Annotated in this window: 17 protein-coding genes; 7 read left to right on the top strand and 10 right to left on the bottom strand. The window is 36.6% G+C overall.

The genetic code is table 11. The annotated features are described in order from the left end of the window. Positions 1 to 6: 6 nt before the first annotated feature. The 6 genes from O0955_RS02975 to O0955_RS02950 all read right to left on the bottom strand — a co-directional run bounded on the left by O0955_RS02975 (position 7) and on the right by O0955_RS02950 (position 4,336). The gene (locus tag O0955_RS02975; RefSeq protein WP_269426038.1) at positions 7 to 525 is read right to left on the bottom strand and encodes a DinB family protein; all 519 of its coding nucleotides are present in this window, start codon (positions 523 to 525) and stop codon (positions 7 to 9) included. A 107-nt stretch (positions 526 to 632) separates the two neighbouring features. Next, a complete protein-coding gene (locus O0955_RS02970) occupies positions 633 to 1,322 on the bottom strand; it encodes a YjjG family noncanonical pyrimidine nucleotidase (protein WP_269426037.1) in 690 nt (229 codons plus the stop codon). Positions 1,323 to 1,363: 41 nt separating this feature from the next. After that, a complete protein-coding gene (locus tag O0955_RS02965) occupies positions 1,364 to 1,681 on the bottom strand; it encodes a low molecular weight protein tyrosine phosphatase family protein (RefSeq protein WP_269426036.1) in 318 nt (105 codons plus the stop codon). Continuing rightward, a complete protein-coding gene (gene upp / locus O0955_RS02960) occupies positions 1,681 to 2,325 on the bottom strand; it encodes a uracil phosphoribosyltransferase (protein ID WP_269426035.1) in 645 nt (214 codons plus the stop codon). Before upp ends, O0955_RS02965 begins: the two co-directional genes overlap by 1 nt. Positions 2,326 to 2,410: 85 nt before the next feature. After that, on the bottom strand, positions 2,411 to 3,679 hold the full coding sequence (locus O0955_RS02955) for a DUF7033 domain-containing protein (RefSeq protein ID WP_269426034.1): 1,269 nt from the start codon (positions 3,677 to 3,679) through the stop codon (positions 2,411 to 2,413). 144 nt (positions 3,680 to 3,823) lie between these two features. Then, positions 3,824 to 4,336 (bottom strand): DUF6702 family protein, encoded by a 513-nt coding sequence (locus O0955_RS02950; protein WP_269426033.1) that lies wholly within the window; start codon positions 4,334 to 4,336, stop codon positions 3,824 to 3,826. Between the two features lie 89 nt (positions 4,337 to 4,425). Between O0955_RS02950 and O0955_RS02945 the strand changes: the two genes are divergently transcribed. The 6 genes from O0955_RS02945 (at position 4,426) to O0955_RS02920 (ending at position 11,481) form a co-directional block, all read left to right on the top strand. After that, complete coding sequence (locus O0955_RS02945; protein ID WP_269426032.1) at positions 4,426 to 5,010, top strand: HupE/UreJ family protein; 585 nt, start codon at positions 4,426 to 4,428, stop codon at positions 5,008 to 5,010. Positions 5,011 to 5,021: 11 nt separating this feature from the next. Next, entirely contained in the window at positions 5,022 to 7,394 is a 2,373-nt protein-coding gene (locus tag O0955_RS02940; RefSeq protein WP_269426031.1) for a M1 family metallopeptidase, read from the top strand. Positions 7,395 to 7,535: 141 nt separating this feature from the next. Further along, on the top strand, positions 7,536 to 9,578 hold the full coding sequence (gene uvrB, locus O0955_RS02935) for an excinuclease ABC subunit UvrB (protein WP_269426030.1): 2,043 nt from the start codon (positions 7,536 to 7,538) through the stop codon (positions 9,576 to 9,578). Positions 9,579 to 9,592: 14 nt separating this feature from the next. Continuing rightward, positions 9,593 to 10,885 carry a DUF3472 domain-containing protein gene (locus O0955_RS02930; protein WP_269426029.1) on the top strand — a complete coding sequence of 431 codons (1,293 nt, stop codon included), beginning with the start codon at positions 9,593 to 9,595 and terminating at the stop codon, positions 10,883 to 10,885. 23 nt (positions 10,886 to 10,908) lie between these two features. Beyond that, positions 10,909 to 11,106: a YwbE family protein gene (locus tag O0955_RS02925; protein ID WP_269426028.1), complete on the top strand. Its 198-nt coding sequence runs from the start codon at positions 10,909 to 10,911 to the stop codon at positions 11,104 to 11,106. Positions 11,107 to 11,226: 120 nt separating this feature from the next. After that, positions 11,227 to 11,481 (top strand): DUF4834 family protein, encoded by a 255-nt coding sequence (locus O0955_RS02920; protein WP_269426027.1) that lies wholly within the window; start codon positions 11,227 to 11,229, stop codon positions 11,479 to 11,481. 4 nt (positions 11,482 to 11,485) lie between these two features. Here the strand turns inward: O0955_RS02920 and O0955_RS02915 are convergent, their stop codons facing one another. The 4 genes from O0955_RS02915 to O0955_RS02900 all read right to left on the bottom strand — a co-directional run bounded on the left by O0955_RS02915 (position 11,486) and on the right by O0955_RS02900 (position 14,299). Beyond that, positions 11,486 to 11,959 (bottom strand): SRPBCC family protein, encoded by a 474-nt coding sequence (locus O0955_RS02915; protein ID WP_269426026.1) that lies wholly within the window; start codon positions 11,957 to 11,959, stop codon positions 11,486 to 11,488. A 2-nt stretch (positions 11,960 to 11,961) separates the two neighbouring features. Continuing rightward, entirely contained in the window at positions 11,962 to 12,888 is a 927-nt protein-coding gene (locus O0955_RS02910; protein WP_269426025.1) for a TIGR01777 family oxidoreductase, read from the bottom strand. A 4-nt stretch (positions 12,889 to 12,892) separates the two neighbouring features. Then, the gene (locus O0955_RS02905; RefSeq protein WP_269426024.1) at positions 12,893 to 13,708 is read right to left on the bottom strand and encodes a DUF393 domain-containing protein; all 816 of its coding nucleotides are present in this window, start codon (positions 13,706 to 13,708) and stop codon (positions 12,893 to 12,895) included. Positions 13,709 to 13,792: 84 nt separating this feature from the next. After that, entirely contained in the window at positions 13,793 to 14,299 is a 507-nt protein-coding gene (locus tag O0955_RS02900; RefSeq protein ID WP_269426023.1) for a GbsR/MarR family transcriptional regulator, read from the bottom strand. 221 nt (positions 14,300 to 14,520) lie between these two features. On the opposite strand from O0955_RS02900, the gene O0955_RS02895 reads away from it, so the two are divergent. Further along, entirely contained in the window at positions 14,521 to 17,016 is a 2,496-nt protein-coding gene (locus tag O0955_RS02895) for a YfhO family protein (RefSeq protein WP_269426022.1), read from the top strand. The last annotated feature ends 362 nt before the right edge of the window (positions 17,017 to 17,378 follow it).

Genomic DNA, 17,378 nt, shown 5'->3' with positions numbered 1-17,378 from the left:
CGAAAATTAACGTTGAAAACTCTTTTCTATACGGTTCAATTGTTTTAAATGATGTTTTAGATGAATTTCGATAAAACGAAACCATTGTTTTGCGTTTAAATAACCTAATCGTGGATGTTTGATTTTGCTCTGCTCTTTGGCGTTGGCTACTGAACCATATACGGCTTGTAAATCTTTTTCAAATTGATGGATAAGATCAAGTGCCTCAGCTTTGCTAATTTTTTTAACCCTGTCCATCAATTTTTTGGGTACTTTATATTTTTTTGCAGGCGGTAAAAAGCCTAAAAATAAAATCACTTTTACTGCAAAAGCAGTCGGTTTATCTTCTCCTTTATTATCCACGCAATGTTGTAAGGCCATAACCGAAAGTAAGCTCGAATCAAAAATATGAGAATATACTTCGCTATAACTCCAGCCATTAATTGGAGGAATAATTTGAAAAACTTCATCAGAATAAACAGATAGTTTGTCTTGGTAAGCAGCTATTACCTTACTGATTGATGAATTAACTTTTGCTGTATTCATTTAAAAGATATTGAATTACGGTTTCGCCAGGAACTCTAAAAATGAATCCTTGTCATTAAAGGATTGAAACATATTAAATGCCAGAACCACAAATTTTGTAAACCTGCTTAAAATAAAATGAGTAATTCTTTAAGGTGTGTGATTTCAAGGTTTACATCCTGAGGTTTTTGTTTTTTATGGGGATTAAAAAAAATAGCTTCCATTCCAAAATTCAGGGCACCATAAATATCGGCTTCCAGGCTATCACCAATCATAATACTTTCTTCTTTACGGGCTTTTGCCTTATCTAAAGCATGCTGAAAAATTACAGGACTTGGTTTGTTTACACCAACATCCTCAGAAATAATTACATTTTGGAAATAAGGATTAAGCTTGGAAACATTCATTTTAGTCAGGGTTGTTTCTTTAAACCCATTGGATATAATGTGTAGCGTATATTTTTGTTGTAAGTAAGCCAGTACTTCTTCGGCAGCTTCAAATAAATTAGTTTTTGTAGGCGAAATATTTACGTAATCATCTTCAAACTGATGTGGAACGGCATCAGGATGAATGCCTAGTTGAATAAAAGTTTTGCTAAAGCGTTCGGCCCTTAAATAATCCTTGGTGATTTTTCCAAGGTGATAGTCTGCCCAAAGCAGGTGATTGTTTTCAGTATAGGTGGCAATAAATTCGGTACATGAAGTTAAGCCAAGTTTATTTAAATCGTAAGTATGGTAAAGCTCTTTTAACGTTTCTTCGGCATTGCGGTCAAAATCCCAAATGGTATGGTCAAGGTCGAAGAAGATGTGTTTTTTCATGATTAATTTTTCTACCAAAGGTAAAGGCTATTCTAACCGATTTAGAAATAATCTGAAACTTTTACATTAATCTCTTCAATCAGCTCTTCATCCATATATTGGTAATCATCAGGGATATCTAAAATAATAATCTCCTTATCCGCTACTGAATAAGAAAACTTTTCGGTAATTCGTTGTTTGTGTTTTTTCTCCATTACAAAAATCAGATCCGCCCAATGGATAAGTTTTTCATTAACCCTGATTCTGGCGGAAGGTTCTGTTCCTGCAGATCTGACCTGATGTTCAGCATGGTTTTTATAAATGGTTTCGGCTGTTGTGCTTCTCCATTTATTTCGGCTGCAAACAAAAAGAATATTCACTATATTTTTTCTCCGTAAGCCAGGTCTCCGGCATCACCTAAACCTGGTACAATGTAAGATTTGCTGGTCATCTCTTCATCAATAGCGCCCAACCAAAGCGTAGCTTTTGGTAAATGTGCCCGCACATAAGCTACACCTTCTGTACTGGCAATTGCGGCAACAATGTGTAATGCTGATGGTTTATACCGGTTAATTAATTCTTTGCAACACATCACCATGCTTTGTCCGGTAGCCAGCATTGGATCTGCCATAATTAAAACGCGGCCATCTAAATCGGGCGTAGAAACGTAATCCATCTGAATTACAAAATCACCACTTTTCTTCACCTTTCTGTACGCGGAGATAAAGCAGCAATCTGCCTGATCGAAAATATTTAACAAACCTTGTTGTAGCGGCAAACCAGCTCTTAAAATGGTTGCTAAAACTGGCTGCGATTCTAATACCTCACAGTTTGAAATACCCAGTGGAGTGGTTACTTCTTTGATTTTATAAGGAAGCGTTTTGCTGATTTCGTAGGCGAAAAATTCTCCGACACGCTCCAGGTTTTTTCTGAAACGCATAGAGTCCTTTTGGATTTCTATATCCCGGAGTTCGGATATAAAAGTATTCGCTATCGATTTGGTTTTGCTAAGGTTAAAAATCATAATCAGTTTATCGGCTAAAATACAATTTAATACAGGCTGTGCTATGTAAATTTAATATTTTCCGGTAACAGTATGATAGAAAGCCTTAATTACCGGCATATTTTAGCATTTCGCTAAATAGATTTTTAAGTTTTTTAAACTTTAAACCCGCTGATAAATTTTTTAATTGCCAACTGCTATAAAAAGAACCATCAACGAAGCGTACAATGGCAACATAATCCTGTATTATTTTTAAGCCCTCTTTTGTGGGTAAATACTCAAGCGCTGTATCGGTTATGCAGTAGGGTTTTATGCTTAATGGGGTAACCTTTTCCAGTTGAAGATCGTACCAGTTAAAGGCGGTGCAGGTGCCTGCTCTAAAACCAGGCGTATCTGCATAACCCATTGAATAATCGGAAGTAATACCCGAGTTTAAAAGATTTAAATAACAGGCCGGGAATTTCAGAATTTCCAGTTGCTGGCTCATTAAATTTACCTGACCGGGATAAAGTTTTTTAAGTTTTAGCAACGTTTCTTTAATGGAAATTGCTTTTTGGGCTTCGTTGGTACAAGGCCGGAGTAAGCCCACCTGCCTGTTTTCTAAAAACTTAGAAATTTTACCTTTTTGAATAAATTCAATAGGTACGTTCGGGAATTCAATAAAATAAACCGGTCTGTTTTTCTTGTGTACAAATAATTTTTCAACCTCTGCAATCAGTACTTCATGGTTTATTTTTAAGCCCGTTACGCTATCGAATTTAGCGCCGAAATAATTCATTTCTTTTTTAAATATAGCCTGAAAAAAGAATTTTGATTTAAGTAAAAAACCGCTTGGCGCAGCAGGCGATATTTTAAAATTTAATGTGGGTTGATGACTAAAGCTTTTATCATGAAATTTAAAAGCCGGATATTTTTTCTGGATTATATTCTTTAAAATCAATGCCCAGCCATCAATAATAGGTTTATCAAGCAATTTCCATTTATACTGATAACTTTTTGAAGGCCTGAATACCTCACTTGATTTTTTTTCGTGTAAATATTCTTCAAATCTGCTGACGATAAAAAATGAAGCCGCGAAAACATCAAAGGGCAGGGTAGAATCCTGCACCGGAAATGGAACCTGATAATCGCCAAATTTGATTGTTTTTATAGTGAAATCTTCAACTTTATTGGAAAACAGAAGTGCTGTGCTTTTAAAAAATAATTCATCACCCAGTGGTTGTTCTCCATAGCTGATTTTAGCCTGATCGCTTTGTAAAAAATACTGTCTGTTTCCGGTAAACTCTACTTCAGCCTTTAAAATATCCTTAAATATAAAATTAAAGACATACTTAATCCTGGGTGTTAACGTAACAGAAAAAATGATCAAGTGCATAACTTATTTAAACAATAGGGACGTATAAATTAAGATTACAAACAAATTCTGCGACAAAATTATGGTCATTTGTTTGGCAATGTACTTTAAATTAAAGTTAACAATTATTAAAAAATGATTTAATACTTAATACAAAGATCAGAATTAAAAGTTTGCAATAAATTTTTTATCAGGGTAAAGAATCTTAGTGCTTTTCCGGTTTCCATTTTTTACAACATGCACAATACTCATTTGATCGTCAAATAAATCGTATAAAATATTGTTGTCAATTTCGATGGATTTAACAGACGATATTTTTTCAACTTCCAGATAAATATTTGTTGCCTCGTGGTCAATTTCAAAACCTACGTAACTCATGGCTACTGCTTTTCCATTGGTTTTAAGTTGCAAATGAGACGTGAGGTATTTTTTTACCAGTTCATCCATCGCTGTTTTCATAGCCGGCTTGGAAAGATCTGTTTTTTGTTTGTACAGCTTTGAAAGTATGGATTCAAAATCATCTGTAAAAATTCTGCAACTTACTTCAAGTGTTTTATCTTTAGCATTAAAATTTACCTCAGTTGTGCTTACATGAAGTGGGTGTTTTTTCTCTTTTGCTGTTGCAGAGAGTATAAACACCAGAAATAAGGTAACAAATTTGGTATTTAAGAGTTGCATTATGGCAATTATGGCTTTTTTGTAATTAAAATTTTAATTTTAAGCATTCAAAAGTACTAAAGCTTATTTAATAAAGCTAAAATTTAAAAATGCCCTTACAAGATTTTATTTTTTACTTCAAATTGGGTTGGGAACACATCATAAGTGCGGATGCACTGGATCATCAGCTCTTTATTTTGGCACTTGTAGCAATTTATAGTTATAAAAATCTCAAACAAGTATTAATTTTAGTCACAGCTTTTACTATTGGGCATTCGTTAACACTTTTATTAAGTGTTTTAGATATTGTCCGTTTTGATAGTAAATGGGTAGAATTTCTGATTCCCTGTACAATTGTTTTAACCGCGATCAGTAACTTGTTCAGGAAAAACTTTTCATTAAGGTCGATAAGAATAAACTACTATCTGGCTTTAGTTTTTGGATTAATTCATGGAATGGGTTTTGCAAATTCTATCCGTATGATGCTGGCAAAGGATCAGCATGTAGGCTGGGGTTTATTTGGCTTTAATGTTGGATTGGAGGCCGGACAAATATTCGTGGTTATGATTATCTTAGCCGTTACCTGGGTTGTTTTTAACTATACCCAAATTAAAAGAGTAAATTGGGTGCTATTTGTATCCGCAGCCGTATTTAGCCTGGCTTTAAAAATGGCTTTAGAAAGAATACCATTTTAAATTAATAAAACATGAATAAACTGTTTACACTAACCGGCCTGATGCTTTTTGCTGGGAGCCTGGCTTTCGCTCAAAACATTCAGAATAACCCGGGGAGTAATCACGGAAATAAGTTTGAGCAGCTTGGTACCATTCTGCCAACACCAAATGAGCAACGTACAGCCAGTGGGGCACCTGGTGTTAAGTATTGGCAACAGCGTGCAGATTATAACATTAAGTGCGAACTTGATGAAAAAAATCTGCTGCTAACAGGATCAGAAACCATTACTTATACCAATAACTCTCCTGATCCTTTAACTTATATCTGGCTTCAGCTTGACGAAAATCAACACAGTACAGATAAAAATGCAAACTATCAGGATGCAACAAAAATGCCTGCTGCCGGAACCACTCAGGGAATTGATCAGTTAGGCAATAAAACAAATAATGGTTATGGAATTAACATTACCAAATTAACGGATGCCGCAGGTCAAAAATTAAGCTATACCGTAAATAAGACCATGATGAGGGTTGATTTGCCCGTTGCTTTAAAAACAGGTCAAAAATTTATTTTCAATATCGATTGGAATTATAAAATTTCCGATAGAATGAGTATTGGCGGTCGTGGTGGTTATGAATTCTTCCCCGCAGATGGCAATTACCTGTTCACGATGACACAATGGTATCCTCGTTTGTGTGTTTACAGTGATTTTCAGGGCTGGCAAAATCATCAGTTTACCGGGAGAGGCGAGTTTGCTTTAACTTTTGGTGATTTTAAGGTGCAAATGACGGTTCCGGCAGACCACCTTATTGGATCAACCGGAGAATGCATTAACTACAGCGCTGTTTTAAATCCAACTCAGTTAGGCCGGTACAATACTGCTAAAACGGCAACAGCTCCGGTAGAAATTCAAACACTTGCCGAAGCAAAGGCTGCTGAAACTAAAAAAGCAACAACAAAAAAAACCTGGGTGTTTCAGGCCAATAATGTTCGCGATTTTGCGTGGACTTCATCACGTAAGTTTATCTGGGATGCCATGCCACAAAAAATTGCCGCCAACAACAATACCGTAATGTGTATGAGTTTTTATGGAAAGGAAGCCTATAATTTATACAGCAAATTTTCTACCCGTGCAGTAGCGCATACCATTAAAACATATTCAGATTTTACCATTCCTTACCCTTATCCCGTTGCACAAAGTATAGAGGCTGCAAATGGAATGGAATATCCGATGATTTGTTTTAACTATGGCCGTACAGATGCGGACGGAACTTACAGTGAAAGCACTAAAAATGGAATGCTGGGTGTAATTATTCATGAAGTTGGGCATAATTTCTTCCCAATGATTGTAAACAGTGATGAGCGCCAGTGGACCTGGATGGACGAGGGCTTAAACTCTTTTGTTGAATACCTGACCGAAGAACTATGGGATAATACTTTTCCAAGTAAAAAAGGGCCGGCATACACCATTGTTGACTACATGAAATTACCAAAAGATGAGTTGGAGCCAATTATGACCAATTCTGAAAATATTGCCCGGTTTGGGCCTAACGCCTATTCAAAACCTGCTACGGGCTTAAATATTTTGCGTGAAACCATTATGGGCAGAGAGTTATTTGATTATGCTTTTAAAGAATATTCAAGAAGATGGGCCTTTAAACACCCTGAACCTGCTGATCTTTTCCGCACCATGGAAGATGCCAGTGGCGAAGATCTGGACTGGTTTTGGAGAGGCTGGTTTTATGGCACCGATCCATGCGACATTTCTTTGGATAGTGTGAAATTTGCCAAAGCCGATTTCCCAACTACTTTGCCTGCAGCGAGATCGAGGATGGTAAAAATTGATCGTCCTGCATTAAATGCTTTTGATGATATTTCTAAAATCAGAAACCGTGCAGATAAAAAGATCAGTTTCTATGTAGATAAAACTCCTGCTGCACAAGATTTCTATTATAAATATGATAGAGGATTAGTTACGGTTGATACCACAACTGCAACTAAAACTGAAATGACAGCCCCGTTTGAAGTTGTAGCCGACAACGATCAGCAAAAATATGAGAATAAATATTTTTATGAATTAAGCTTTAGCAACAAAGGCGGATTGGTCATGCCAATTATTGTAGAGTTTACGTACAAAGACGGAACGAAAGAAATTGACCGTATTCCTGCACAAATCTGGAGACATAACGAGTTAAAAACATCCAAATTTTATGTGAAAGATAAGGAGGTTGCTTCTATTCTGGTTGATCCGCTTCGCGAGACAGCAGATATTGACACCGGTAACAATGCATGGGGCGGTAAAGCAAATCAAAGTAAATTTAAAATGTATAAAACCAAAGCCAATGCTGCGGTAAGAGGCCAGTCAGTAGGGCAAAACCCAATGCAAAAAGCTTCTGGTAAGTAGTATTGAAATAATATTTATAAGCCTTGCAGAAACAAAATCTGCAGGGCTTTTTTATGCTATTATCACCAGAGCATCAAATATTATTGAACAAGGTTTTGAACTTTAAGCTTTCAACCGGATTTCGTACATTTGATATTGCCTATGAAATTTAAAATCACTTCCGCATATCAACCAACAGGCGATCAGCCGGGCGCTATAAAACAGCTTGTTGATGGTGTAAATGCAAACGAACATTATCAAACTTTATTAGGAGTAACCGGTTCGGGCAAAACTTTTACCGTAGCTAATGTTATTGAGCAGACGCAAAAGCCAACCTTAATTTTAAGCCATAATAAAACCCTGGCGGCGCAGTTATACGGAGAGTTTAAAAACTTCTTTCCCGAAAACTCGGTAAATTATTTTGTTTCCTATTACGATTATTACCAGCCGGAAGCTTTTATCGCATCCAGCAACACCTATATAGAAAAGGACTTAAGCATTAACGAAGAAATTGAAAAATTACGTTTACGCACCACTTCTTCCTTAATGAGCGGGCGCAGGGACATTATTGTGGTTTCTTCCATCTCCTGTATCTATGGTATGGGAAATCCTGAAGATTTTTCGAGAATGGTTTTTCGTTTTGGTGTAGGCCTTAGGATTTCCAGAAATGCATTTTTACATAGTTTGGTAGAGATTCTTTATTCTAGAGCGACTACGGAATTTAAACGTGGAACATTCAGGGTTAAAGGCGATACCGTTGATATTTATCCGGCTTATCTGGATCATGCCTACCGCATTTCTTTTTTTGGTGATGATATTGAAGAACTTTCTGCTATTGACCCTGTTTCGGGTAAAACCATAGAAAAACTGGAAGATATGGCCATTTATCCGGCCAATTTATTTGTGACGCCGAAGGATCGGTTTACACAATCGATTTGGGGTATTCAGGAAGAACTGGAAATTCGCAAAAACCAATTAATTGCCGACAGGCATTTACTGGAAGCAAAACGACTGGAAGAACGAACCAATTTCGATATCGAAATGATGAAAGAGCTCGGCTATTGTTCAGGGATTGAAAACTATTCGCGTTTCTTTGATGGACGTAGTCCTGGCATGCGGCCTTTCTGCTTACTGGATTACTTCCCTGATGATTATTTAATGGTCATCGATGAGAGTCACGTAACAGTTCCACAAATCAGGGCTATGTACGGTGGAGACCGGTCGCGGAAACTTTCTTTAGTGGAGTATGGTTTCCGTTTGCCTGCGGCATTAGATAACCGCCCCTTAAATTTTAATGAGTTTGAAGCCCTGGCGCCCCAAACGATTTATGTAAGCGCTACACCTGCAGATTACGAGCTGGAAAAATCTGATGGAGTTGTGGTAGAGCAGGTTATTCGCCCAACAGGTTTATTAGATCCGGTAATTGAGATCAGGCCGGCCATTAATCAGGTTGATGATCTTTTGGACGAAATAGACATTACGATAAAACAGGGTGGACGTATTTTGGTGACGACCTTAACCAAGCGTATGGCGGAGGAGCTGACAAAATATATGGACCGTCTGAATATTAAAACCCGATACATTCACTCCGAAATTAAAACGCTGGAACGTGTTGAGATTTTGAGGGGTTTACGATTAGGTGAATTTGATGTTTTAATCGGGATTAACTTATTGAGAGAAGGTTTGGATTTGCCGGAAGTAACGCTGGTTGCCATTCTGGATGCAGATAAGGAAGGTTTCTTACGTTCTGAAAAATCATTGATTCAAACCATCGGGCGTGCTGCACGTAATGATAAAGGACGGGTGATTATGTATGCGGATGGAATTACAGATAGTATGGAAAAAACCATTTCAGAAACCAATCGTCGTCGTGAACTTCAAATTGCTTATAATTTGGAACATGGAATAACACCAACAACGGTGGGTAAATCGCGTGAGGCAATTCTGGAGCAAACTTCCGTATTGGATTTCTCTCAAAAAGCAAGCGATAATTTGGCAAGAGCTTACGTGGAAAATGCTGAAATCAGCATAGCGGCTGATCCAATCGTGCAATATATGGGTAAATCTGATTTGCAGAAAGCCATCGATAATACCCGTAAAGAAATGCAGAAAGCCGCAAAAGATATGGATTTCTTACAGGCAGCCAAACTGCGTGACGAAATGTTTGCCTTAGAAAAAATGTTTAACGAAAAATTCCCTAAATAAAATCAAACCAAATAATGAAATCCCTTAAACTTTTTGCTTTTTTATTAATTTTTACCCCCATTAGTTTTTCAGTTTTAGCGCAGGATACCAATATCACCATTCCAATGGGCGGTAATGCTTTTAGCTCAAAACATATAGATGGCGGACGAACGGTGACCAATAAAGGAATTGAAAACTGGACAGATCCGAACGAATATTTTACAGTTTACCTAAGAATTGCAAAACCCGGCAATATTACGGTTTCAACAGGAGAAACAATTTCGGTTGAGGGCACTGCCACTTTAGAGTTTTCGGTAAATAATGAGGTGAAAAAAGTTCTTTTTGAAGAAGAAAAAAAGATCAATGAGCCTGCCGGAACCTGGGAAATTAAAGATACAGGTTATGTTGCTTTAACCATTAAAGGAATTGATAAAACTAAAACGCGTTTTCCATCCATTGCAAAGCTAAATGTTAGTGGAACTGCTATCGATCAGAAAACGGCCTATGTTAAAAATAACGAAGGAAGCTTTTTTCATTGGGGCAGACGTGGTCCATCGGTACATTTAAATTATCAACTGCCAGAAAATGCGAATGCAGAATGGTTTTACAACGAAGTAACCGTGCCTGCTGGAAATGACCTTATTGGTTCATATTTTATGGCCAATGGCTTTGGGGAAGGATATTTCGGAATGCAGGTAAATTCGGCAACAGAACGCAGGATTTTATTCTCGGTTTGGAGCCCTTTCAAAACAGACGATCCGAAAAGTATCCCTGAGTCTCATAAAATTACCATGCTTAAAAAGGGTGAAAATGTACAAACTGGAGAATTTGGAAATGAAGGTTCAGGTGGACAAAGTTATTTAAGGTTTAACTGGAAAGCAGGAAATACCTACAAATTTTTATTGCATGGTGTGCCAGGAAAAGATAGTACAACAACGTATACTGCTTATTTCTTTGCTCCTGAAATAAATAAATGGCAGCTAATTGCGAGTTTTAAAAGACCGCAAACACAAACGTATCTAAAACATTTCCATTCCTTTTTAGAGAATTTTATCCCGACCCAAGGCGACCAAACCAGAATGGTAAAATTTAATAACCAATGGATTGCGGATGAAAAAGGAAGCTGGACAGAGTTAAACAGAACGAGATTTACAACAGATAATACCGGGATGAAAGGTTATCGGATGGATTTTGCTGGTGGCGTTGATCAGGGATCTTTCTTTTTGAAAAACTGTGGCTTTTTTAGTCAATATACAGTTCCGAAAGTTCTGTTTATCAGAAATCCCGGAAACAAAAAACCAGTGATCGATTTTAGTAAACTACCTTAATTATTGGTATTATTTAGAAAAAAATGAACGGACAAAACAGAAAGAATATTTACCCGGGACTGGAAGTAGGGATTATTTTAAAAAAAGATCAGCGGTCTGGTAACATTACCTACGGTGTAGTAAAAAATTTGTTAACTTCTTCGGCATTTCATTCCCGTGGAATTAAAGTAAGACTGGAAGATGGCCAGATTGGTCGTGTTGCAGAGATTGTAGAGGATTAATAAAACCTGAATTATACTTAATTCGTATATTTGACGATTGTAATCAAATTGCAATTAAAGGACAGATAAGTAACAAAATAAATTTACCTACGTCTATATTTGTATTAATAGTAAATTAATATGCAGTTAATAAAATTCATAATTATAGCCATAATGGTACTTTGGGTAATCAGAGTGTTGATTCGCCTGTTGTTACCAATGTTGTTTAATAACCTCGCGTCTAAAATGCAACAGCAAGCAACAGGAGGGCAACAAAGCCAGCAAAGACGATCAAAACCCGAAGGTTCAATCTCAATTGATTATATGCCGCCTAAACCGGATCAGAGTAAAACCGATAAGCTGGGTGATTTTGTAGATTACGAAGAAATTAAATAAAAACCTAAAGCCTGAAACTTGTTTCAGGCTTTTTTTCTACCTGTGTTTTTATAACCGCATTCCTTTTCATTAACAATTTCTTCATATAGTTATTTAAGAATAATTTTTCTGCCAGGTAACCAAAAATTCCGAATGGCGAACAGTATATAAAAATATCTGTCATTTCGGTTTGATAATTCACTGATCTGAATTGATGGATGTGCTTTAGTTTCTTGAAAGGCCCTTTTATCATCTCGTCAATAAATTCGATGGGTTTATTTAATTTGGTAATTTCATTTGTCATTTGAAAAGTAAAGCCAAAATGTTTAGCCTTCCATGTTACCGCCTCATTTAGTTCTATATATCCATAAGTTTTACCAGCTATCGCCTGTTCTTTGGATGAACTCATCGATTGAACATGCAAATCGATGCTTCTGGATAAATCGAAACAGTTCTCAATGGGAGCATCTATCATAGTTTTAAGCAAAATTTTAGGCATAGTTAAATCCTCAGGCTAATAATATCATGTACAGCATCTTCCAATTTTCCATATTGAAAACGGAACCCATTTTGAATTAAAACGGTTGGTTTAACCCAGCGGCTTTTCAGGATGAGTTCTGTTTCCGTTCCAATTAATTTAGCCCCAAATTCTAAAAGCCATGCAGGTGCGGGTAACCCGAGGGGCATGCCATAAGCTTTTCTGATGGTAGCCATCAAAACTTCATTTTTTATAGCATCCGGTGCGGTACAATTAACCACGCCATTAATCTCGGGTTGATTAATTAGCCATTCAATACTTAGCGCAACATCTTGTTCGTGTATCCAGCTTACATATTGCTGACCATCACCTTGTTTACCGCCCATCCCCAATTTAACTAAATTAAGAAGACGAGGGAAAGCACCGTCTTTTCTGCCGATAACAATACCCATACGGAGCGCTATTTTACGTGTTTTTGGGGTTTTGCTTTCAAAAAAACAAGCCTCCCAAAGTTTACAAACCTCAATAGAAAAGCCATAACCAATTTCACCGCTAAGTTCGTCCTGAGGATGATCTTCTGCGTGGCGGTAAATAGTGGCAGAAGTTACATTGATCCAGAGTTTTGGTGGATTATCCATGTGGTTTATAACTTCACCAAGCAATTGAGTAGGCACTAGCCTTGAACTTATAATCTCTGCCCGGTTTTTGGTCGTATAACGGCAATTCACATTTTTGCCACAAAGATTAACCAGTAAATCTGCTCCTGTTAGTTCATTTTGCCATTCACCGGGTGTTTTTCCGTCCCATAACACAGTCTTTATATTTCCTTTCCGAGCATCAGGTTTTCTTGAAATAATAATCACTTCATCAGCAATGCCGCTAAAGTTATTGGCTAAAACTCCTCCAACATAGCCATTTCCGCCAACCAAAATAATTTTTCCGTATCTCATGTTTTTATAAACTAAAAATTAAACCTAAAACAATTAAGCGGTAAATAACCCAGGTAATGCTGAGCAAATAGCCTGATTTTAAAATTTTACTTCTGCGCAGATGTTCTAATAACATCAAACCAGCGACCTCTAAAAAGTACGCAATAAAAAATATTGGATGGAAAGTGAAGTATTTTGCAGCCATTAAGACTGGAAGCAGGAGCAGAGAACCGGCAAAAGAAATGGTCATCAAGTTTCCGAGGTAATCCCAAAGCTTATCTTTTTTATAAAGGAGAATTATAGCACCCTGAAAAAATAGCTGACCGCCACAAATTAAATATTCACGGTATTGATTGCCCAAAGGGACAAAATCGGTTAGTAAATGTGCGTAACTGGTTAAAATATAGGCTGTAATAAGCCAGGTAAATAATAAATAGGCCAAACGATACCTAAGTTTGAACGTTGGCTGCATTTGATGATCTTTAACTTCGGCCGGGATAATGACTTTTCTATTGTAAGAGATAAAAGCATAGAATTTAGTCATAAGCCAGATAAATGGGCGAAGCGCAAATAATGGATTTAAAATAGGAGCAGCATTTCCAATTACTTTAAATAAACTGTGAATACCATAAAGCACTTCTCCGGTTTTTGTATTGACCAAAGCAATTTCGTTTACAGCTCTTTGCCGATCTACCAGTGTACAAATCTCATCTGGCATTTTTTGATAAGCCTCACGGCCATTTTGCGGAAGCATACCTGTGTGAGTAAAAGTTTTGGTATAAAGGTTGCACATTGGGCATTCTTCATCGAATAAGATCACATGGTTTTCAAGCGTTTTCATATTCTTTTATTTTTAGTATTTTCAGTAAAAAATGAAAGTTTGATTTAAAAAATTAAGCCGATTAAGGCTTAATTGAGTATTTCTTTATTTAAAAACTTTTAACACCGAACCCCAGAACCAGCTTTCTTCTGCTTTTAGCATGGTTTCCAGTGTTTTATCTACATTATTGGCTAATTTATTAATGTCATTTATCGATTTTTTAAATGTTTTAAATTCCGGATCTTTTTCATCACCTTCTACCGTAGATAATTCGGTAAGTACTTTTAAAACAGGCTCAAGTTCTCTTTTCTTACGTTCTTTAGCCACTTGGCGGGCAATGTTCCAAACATCTTTATCTGCAAAAAAATATTCTTTTCTTTCACCAGCTTTATGTTGCTTTTCAATGAGCCCCCAACCAATTAAATCGCGGAGTGTCATGTTGGCATTTCCTCTCGAAATACTTAAGTTCTCCATAATTTCTTCAGTTGTGAGTGCCTCAGCAGAAATTAACAACAAGGCATGTACCTGAGCCATCGTTCTGTTTATTCCCCATTCAGAGCCTAATTTGCCCCATGCTTCAATAAATTTCAGTTTTGCTGCTGCTAATTCCATGAACAAATATAAATAGTTTTTTTAAACTTTCAATAATTATTGAAAGTTTATTTTTTTTGAAAGTTCTTACTAAAAGGATGTTTTTAAGCCGTCATAAAAATTGATAAGTTGCCCGGGCTTTGAATGAATATAATTTTTATTACCCGGGCATGCAATTAATTCCTTTTTTATACCGCTCAATTTTTTATTTTTGACATTCGTTTAAACTTAAACAAACCTTAATGAATAACTGGTTTAATAAAAATGGCATCCATTTAGCCATTATTGCAATTTTTGTAGTCATTACGTTTGCCTACTTCAGTCCTGTTTTACAGGGTAAAGCGCCAGCACAAAGTGATGTGCTTCAATCGCAGGCCATGCAAAAAGAGATTATGGATTTTAAAGAGAAGGATGGAAAAGGCCCTCTTTGGACAAATCAAATGTTCGGCGGTATGCCGGCTTATCAAATTTGGGTTCAATATGCTTATAATGGTGCTACCTATGGTATTGCTATAATTACCAAAGCACTGCCTAATCCGGTTGGAACGGTTTTATTATTGCTTTTTGGATCTTATTTCTTATTTATTGTATTAAGAATTAATCCCTGGCTCGCGGCGGCAGGTGCCATTGCATTTACCTTTACAACCTATAATTTTGTACTAATTGCCAGCGGACACAGTAGCAAGGCCTTAGCAATTGGTTTTTTTGCACCAATAATAGCGGGTATAATTTTAACACTCAGGGGCAGGTACTGGTATGGCGCTAGTTTAACTGCGTTGTTTTTGGCACTGGAAATCAGGACCAATCACGTACAAATGACCTATTATCTTTTTCTTGCTATTCTTGTTTTTGTTTTGGTCGAAATTTATCAGGCTTATAAAACAAAAACACTAAGTGCGCTTGGTAAAGCTTTTGGTTTTCTGGCATTATCGATTGTAATTGCCGTAATGATTAACGCCAGTTTATTATGGTCAACAGCCGAGTATGCAAAAGAAACCAACCGCGGTAAATCTAATTTAACCTCAACAGCCACAGCAAAGGATGCAGGCATGTCAAAAGAATATGCTTACCAATGGAGCCAGGGCGTAGGAGAGAGTTTTACCTTTCTAATTCCTGATTTATACGGAGGTGCAACAAGCTCGGAAGTTTTGGTTAAGCCGGAAAGCAATATGTATAAAGCAGTTTCTGAAATTACCGGAGGTGACGAGAATCAAACTAAACAAGCTATTCTATCCTTAGGGCAACAATTAAATATGCAGCAATATTGGGGCGAAAAACCTTTTACCCAGGGTGGTTACTATTTTGGAGCCATCATTTGCTTTCTTTTTGTGTTCGGTTTATTTATCGTTCGAAGTCCTTTAAAATGGTGGATTTTATTTACAACCATATTATTCATTTTACTTTCTTACGGAAAAAACTTTCCTTACATCAGTGATATATTCTTTAACTATTTTCCACTATACAACAAATTTAGAGCAGTTGAATCTATCTTAGCGGTAGTTGGTTTAATGGTTCCTGTTTTGGCTCTTTTGGCTTTAAAAGAAGCACAGGAAGGTAATATTGATCAAAAAGTTTTAGTTAAAAAATTAACCTGGTCAGCAGGTCTTACTGGTGGTTTTGCATTGCTGGTAGGGATTGCACCAACCTTATTTTTCAGCTTTAAAGCCTCAAACCACCTGGAAATTGTTCAGGCGCTTACACAAAGTCTTCAAAACAATGCAAGCATTGCACAAAAAATTGCAAACGCTTTGGTTGATGACCGGATTTCTATTGCACGTACCGATGCATTCCGTTCATTCTTCTTCATTTTAGCCGGTTTTGGTATTGTTTGGGCATTCATTACTAAAAAAATGAATATGCAATTTGCTTTCGGTTTATTGGCTTTAGCGGTATTGGTTGATATGTGGCAGATCGATAAAAGGTACTTAAACAATAACAACTTCGAAAGTAAATCTTCACTGGAAACTTATTTTCAACCTCGTGACGTTGATAATTTCATTCTGGCTGATAAAGACCCTAACTTCAGGGTTTACGATCAGTCAGTTAATACTTTTAATACAGCAAGCACCTCTGCCTTTCATAAAACGATAGGTGGTTATCACGCGGCTAAACTAAAACGTTACGATGAATTAATTCAGAATCAATTTGCAAAGAGCATAAATCATGATGTTTTGGATATGTTGAATACCAAATATATCATTTCACAGGATCCTCAAAACGGATCGTATAAAATGGAACGTAATGCTAGCGCTGCCGGAAATGCATGGTTTGTACCAAGTGTACAATTTGCTAAAAATGCAGACGAAGAAATGAAAGCAATCAGCAGTTTCGATCCTAAAAAAGAAGCTATTGTTGATGAAAGTTATAAAGGCTTAATTGATACAAAACGCCTTGGTAGTGGCCAGGAAGGTTTTATTAAATTAACCAATTACAACCCTGATCATTTAACTTACGAATATTCAAGTGCCAAAGATGTAGTAGCTGTTTTCTCAGAAATCTATTACGATAAAGGCTGGAAAATGTTTATCGATGGGGTTGAAAAACCATATTTTAGAGCTGATTACGTTTTACGGGCTGCACAACTGGAAGCTGGCAATCATAAACTTGAATTTATTTTCCATCCGGCATCTTATTACACCGGAGAGCAAATATCTTTGGCAGGTACTGTTTTATTATTAGCAGGTTTAGCTTTTGGTATTTATTTAGAAAACAAAAAAAAGAAAGCCGTTAAAGCATAAGGGCCTTTATAAAAGAACTAAACCCCGTAGGAAAAATCTTATGGGGTTTTTATTTGGGGTTATTTTTGCTTCATGGTAGGTAACGAATGGATAAATCGTAGTCTTTTTTCCCCTGTTGATGTCATTTTAACATTCTTTATCAAATGCGGCTAAAAATTTAACAATGTCGTAACATTTGTTTGATAAACAGCGTCTTACCTTTGTATTGTAAAACTGATAGTATGTTAGAATCATTTTTTGCCATCTGTTTATTAATTGTTGTACTTTATTTCTTTAGCCCCTTTGAGGTAAAACTCGATGAGGAAGAAGAGTGGTAATACAACTTTCTCTTTTTTAAACTGCCTCAATCAGGCGGTACCCAA

It is taken from the genome of Pedobacter punctiformis (genome assembly GCF_027213715.1).
Classification (GTDB): domain Bacteria; phylum Bacteroidota; class Bacteroidia; order Sphingobacteriales; family Sphingobacteriaceae; genus Pedobacter; species Pedobacter punctiformis.
This window is presented reverse-complemented; position numbering and strand designations above follow the sequence as displayed.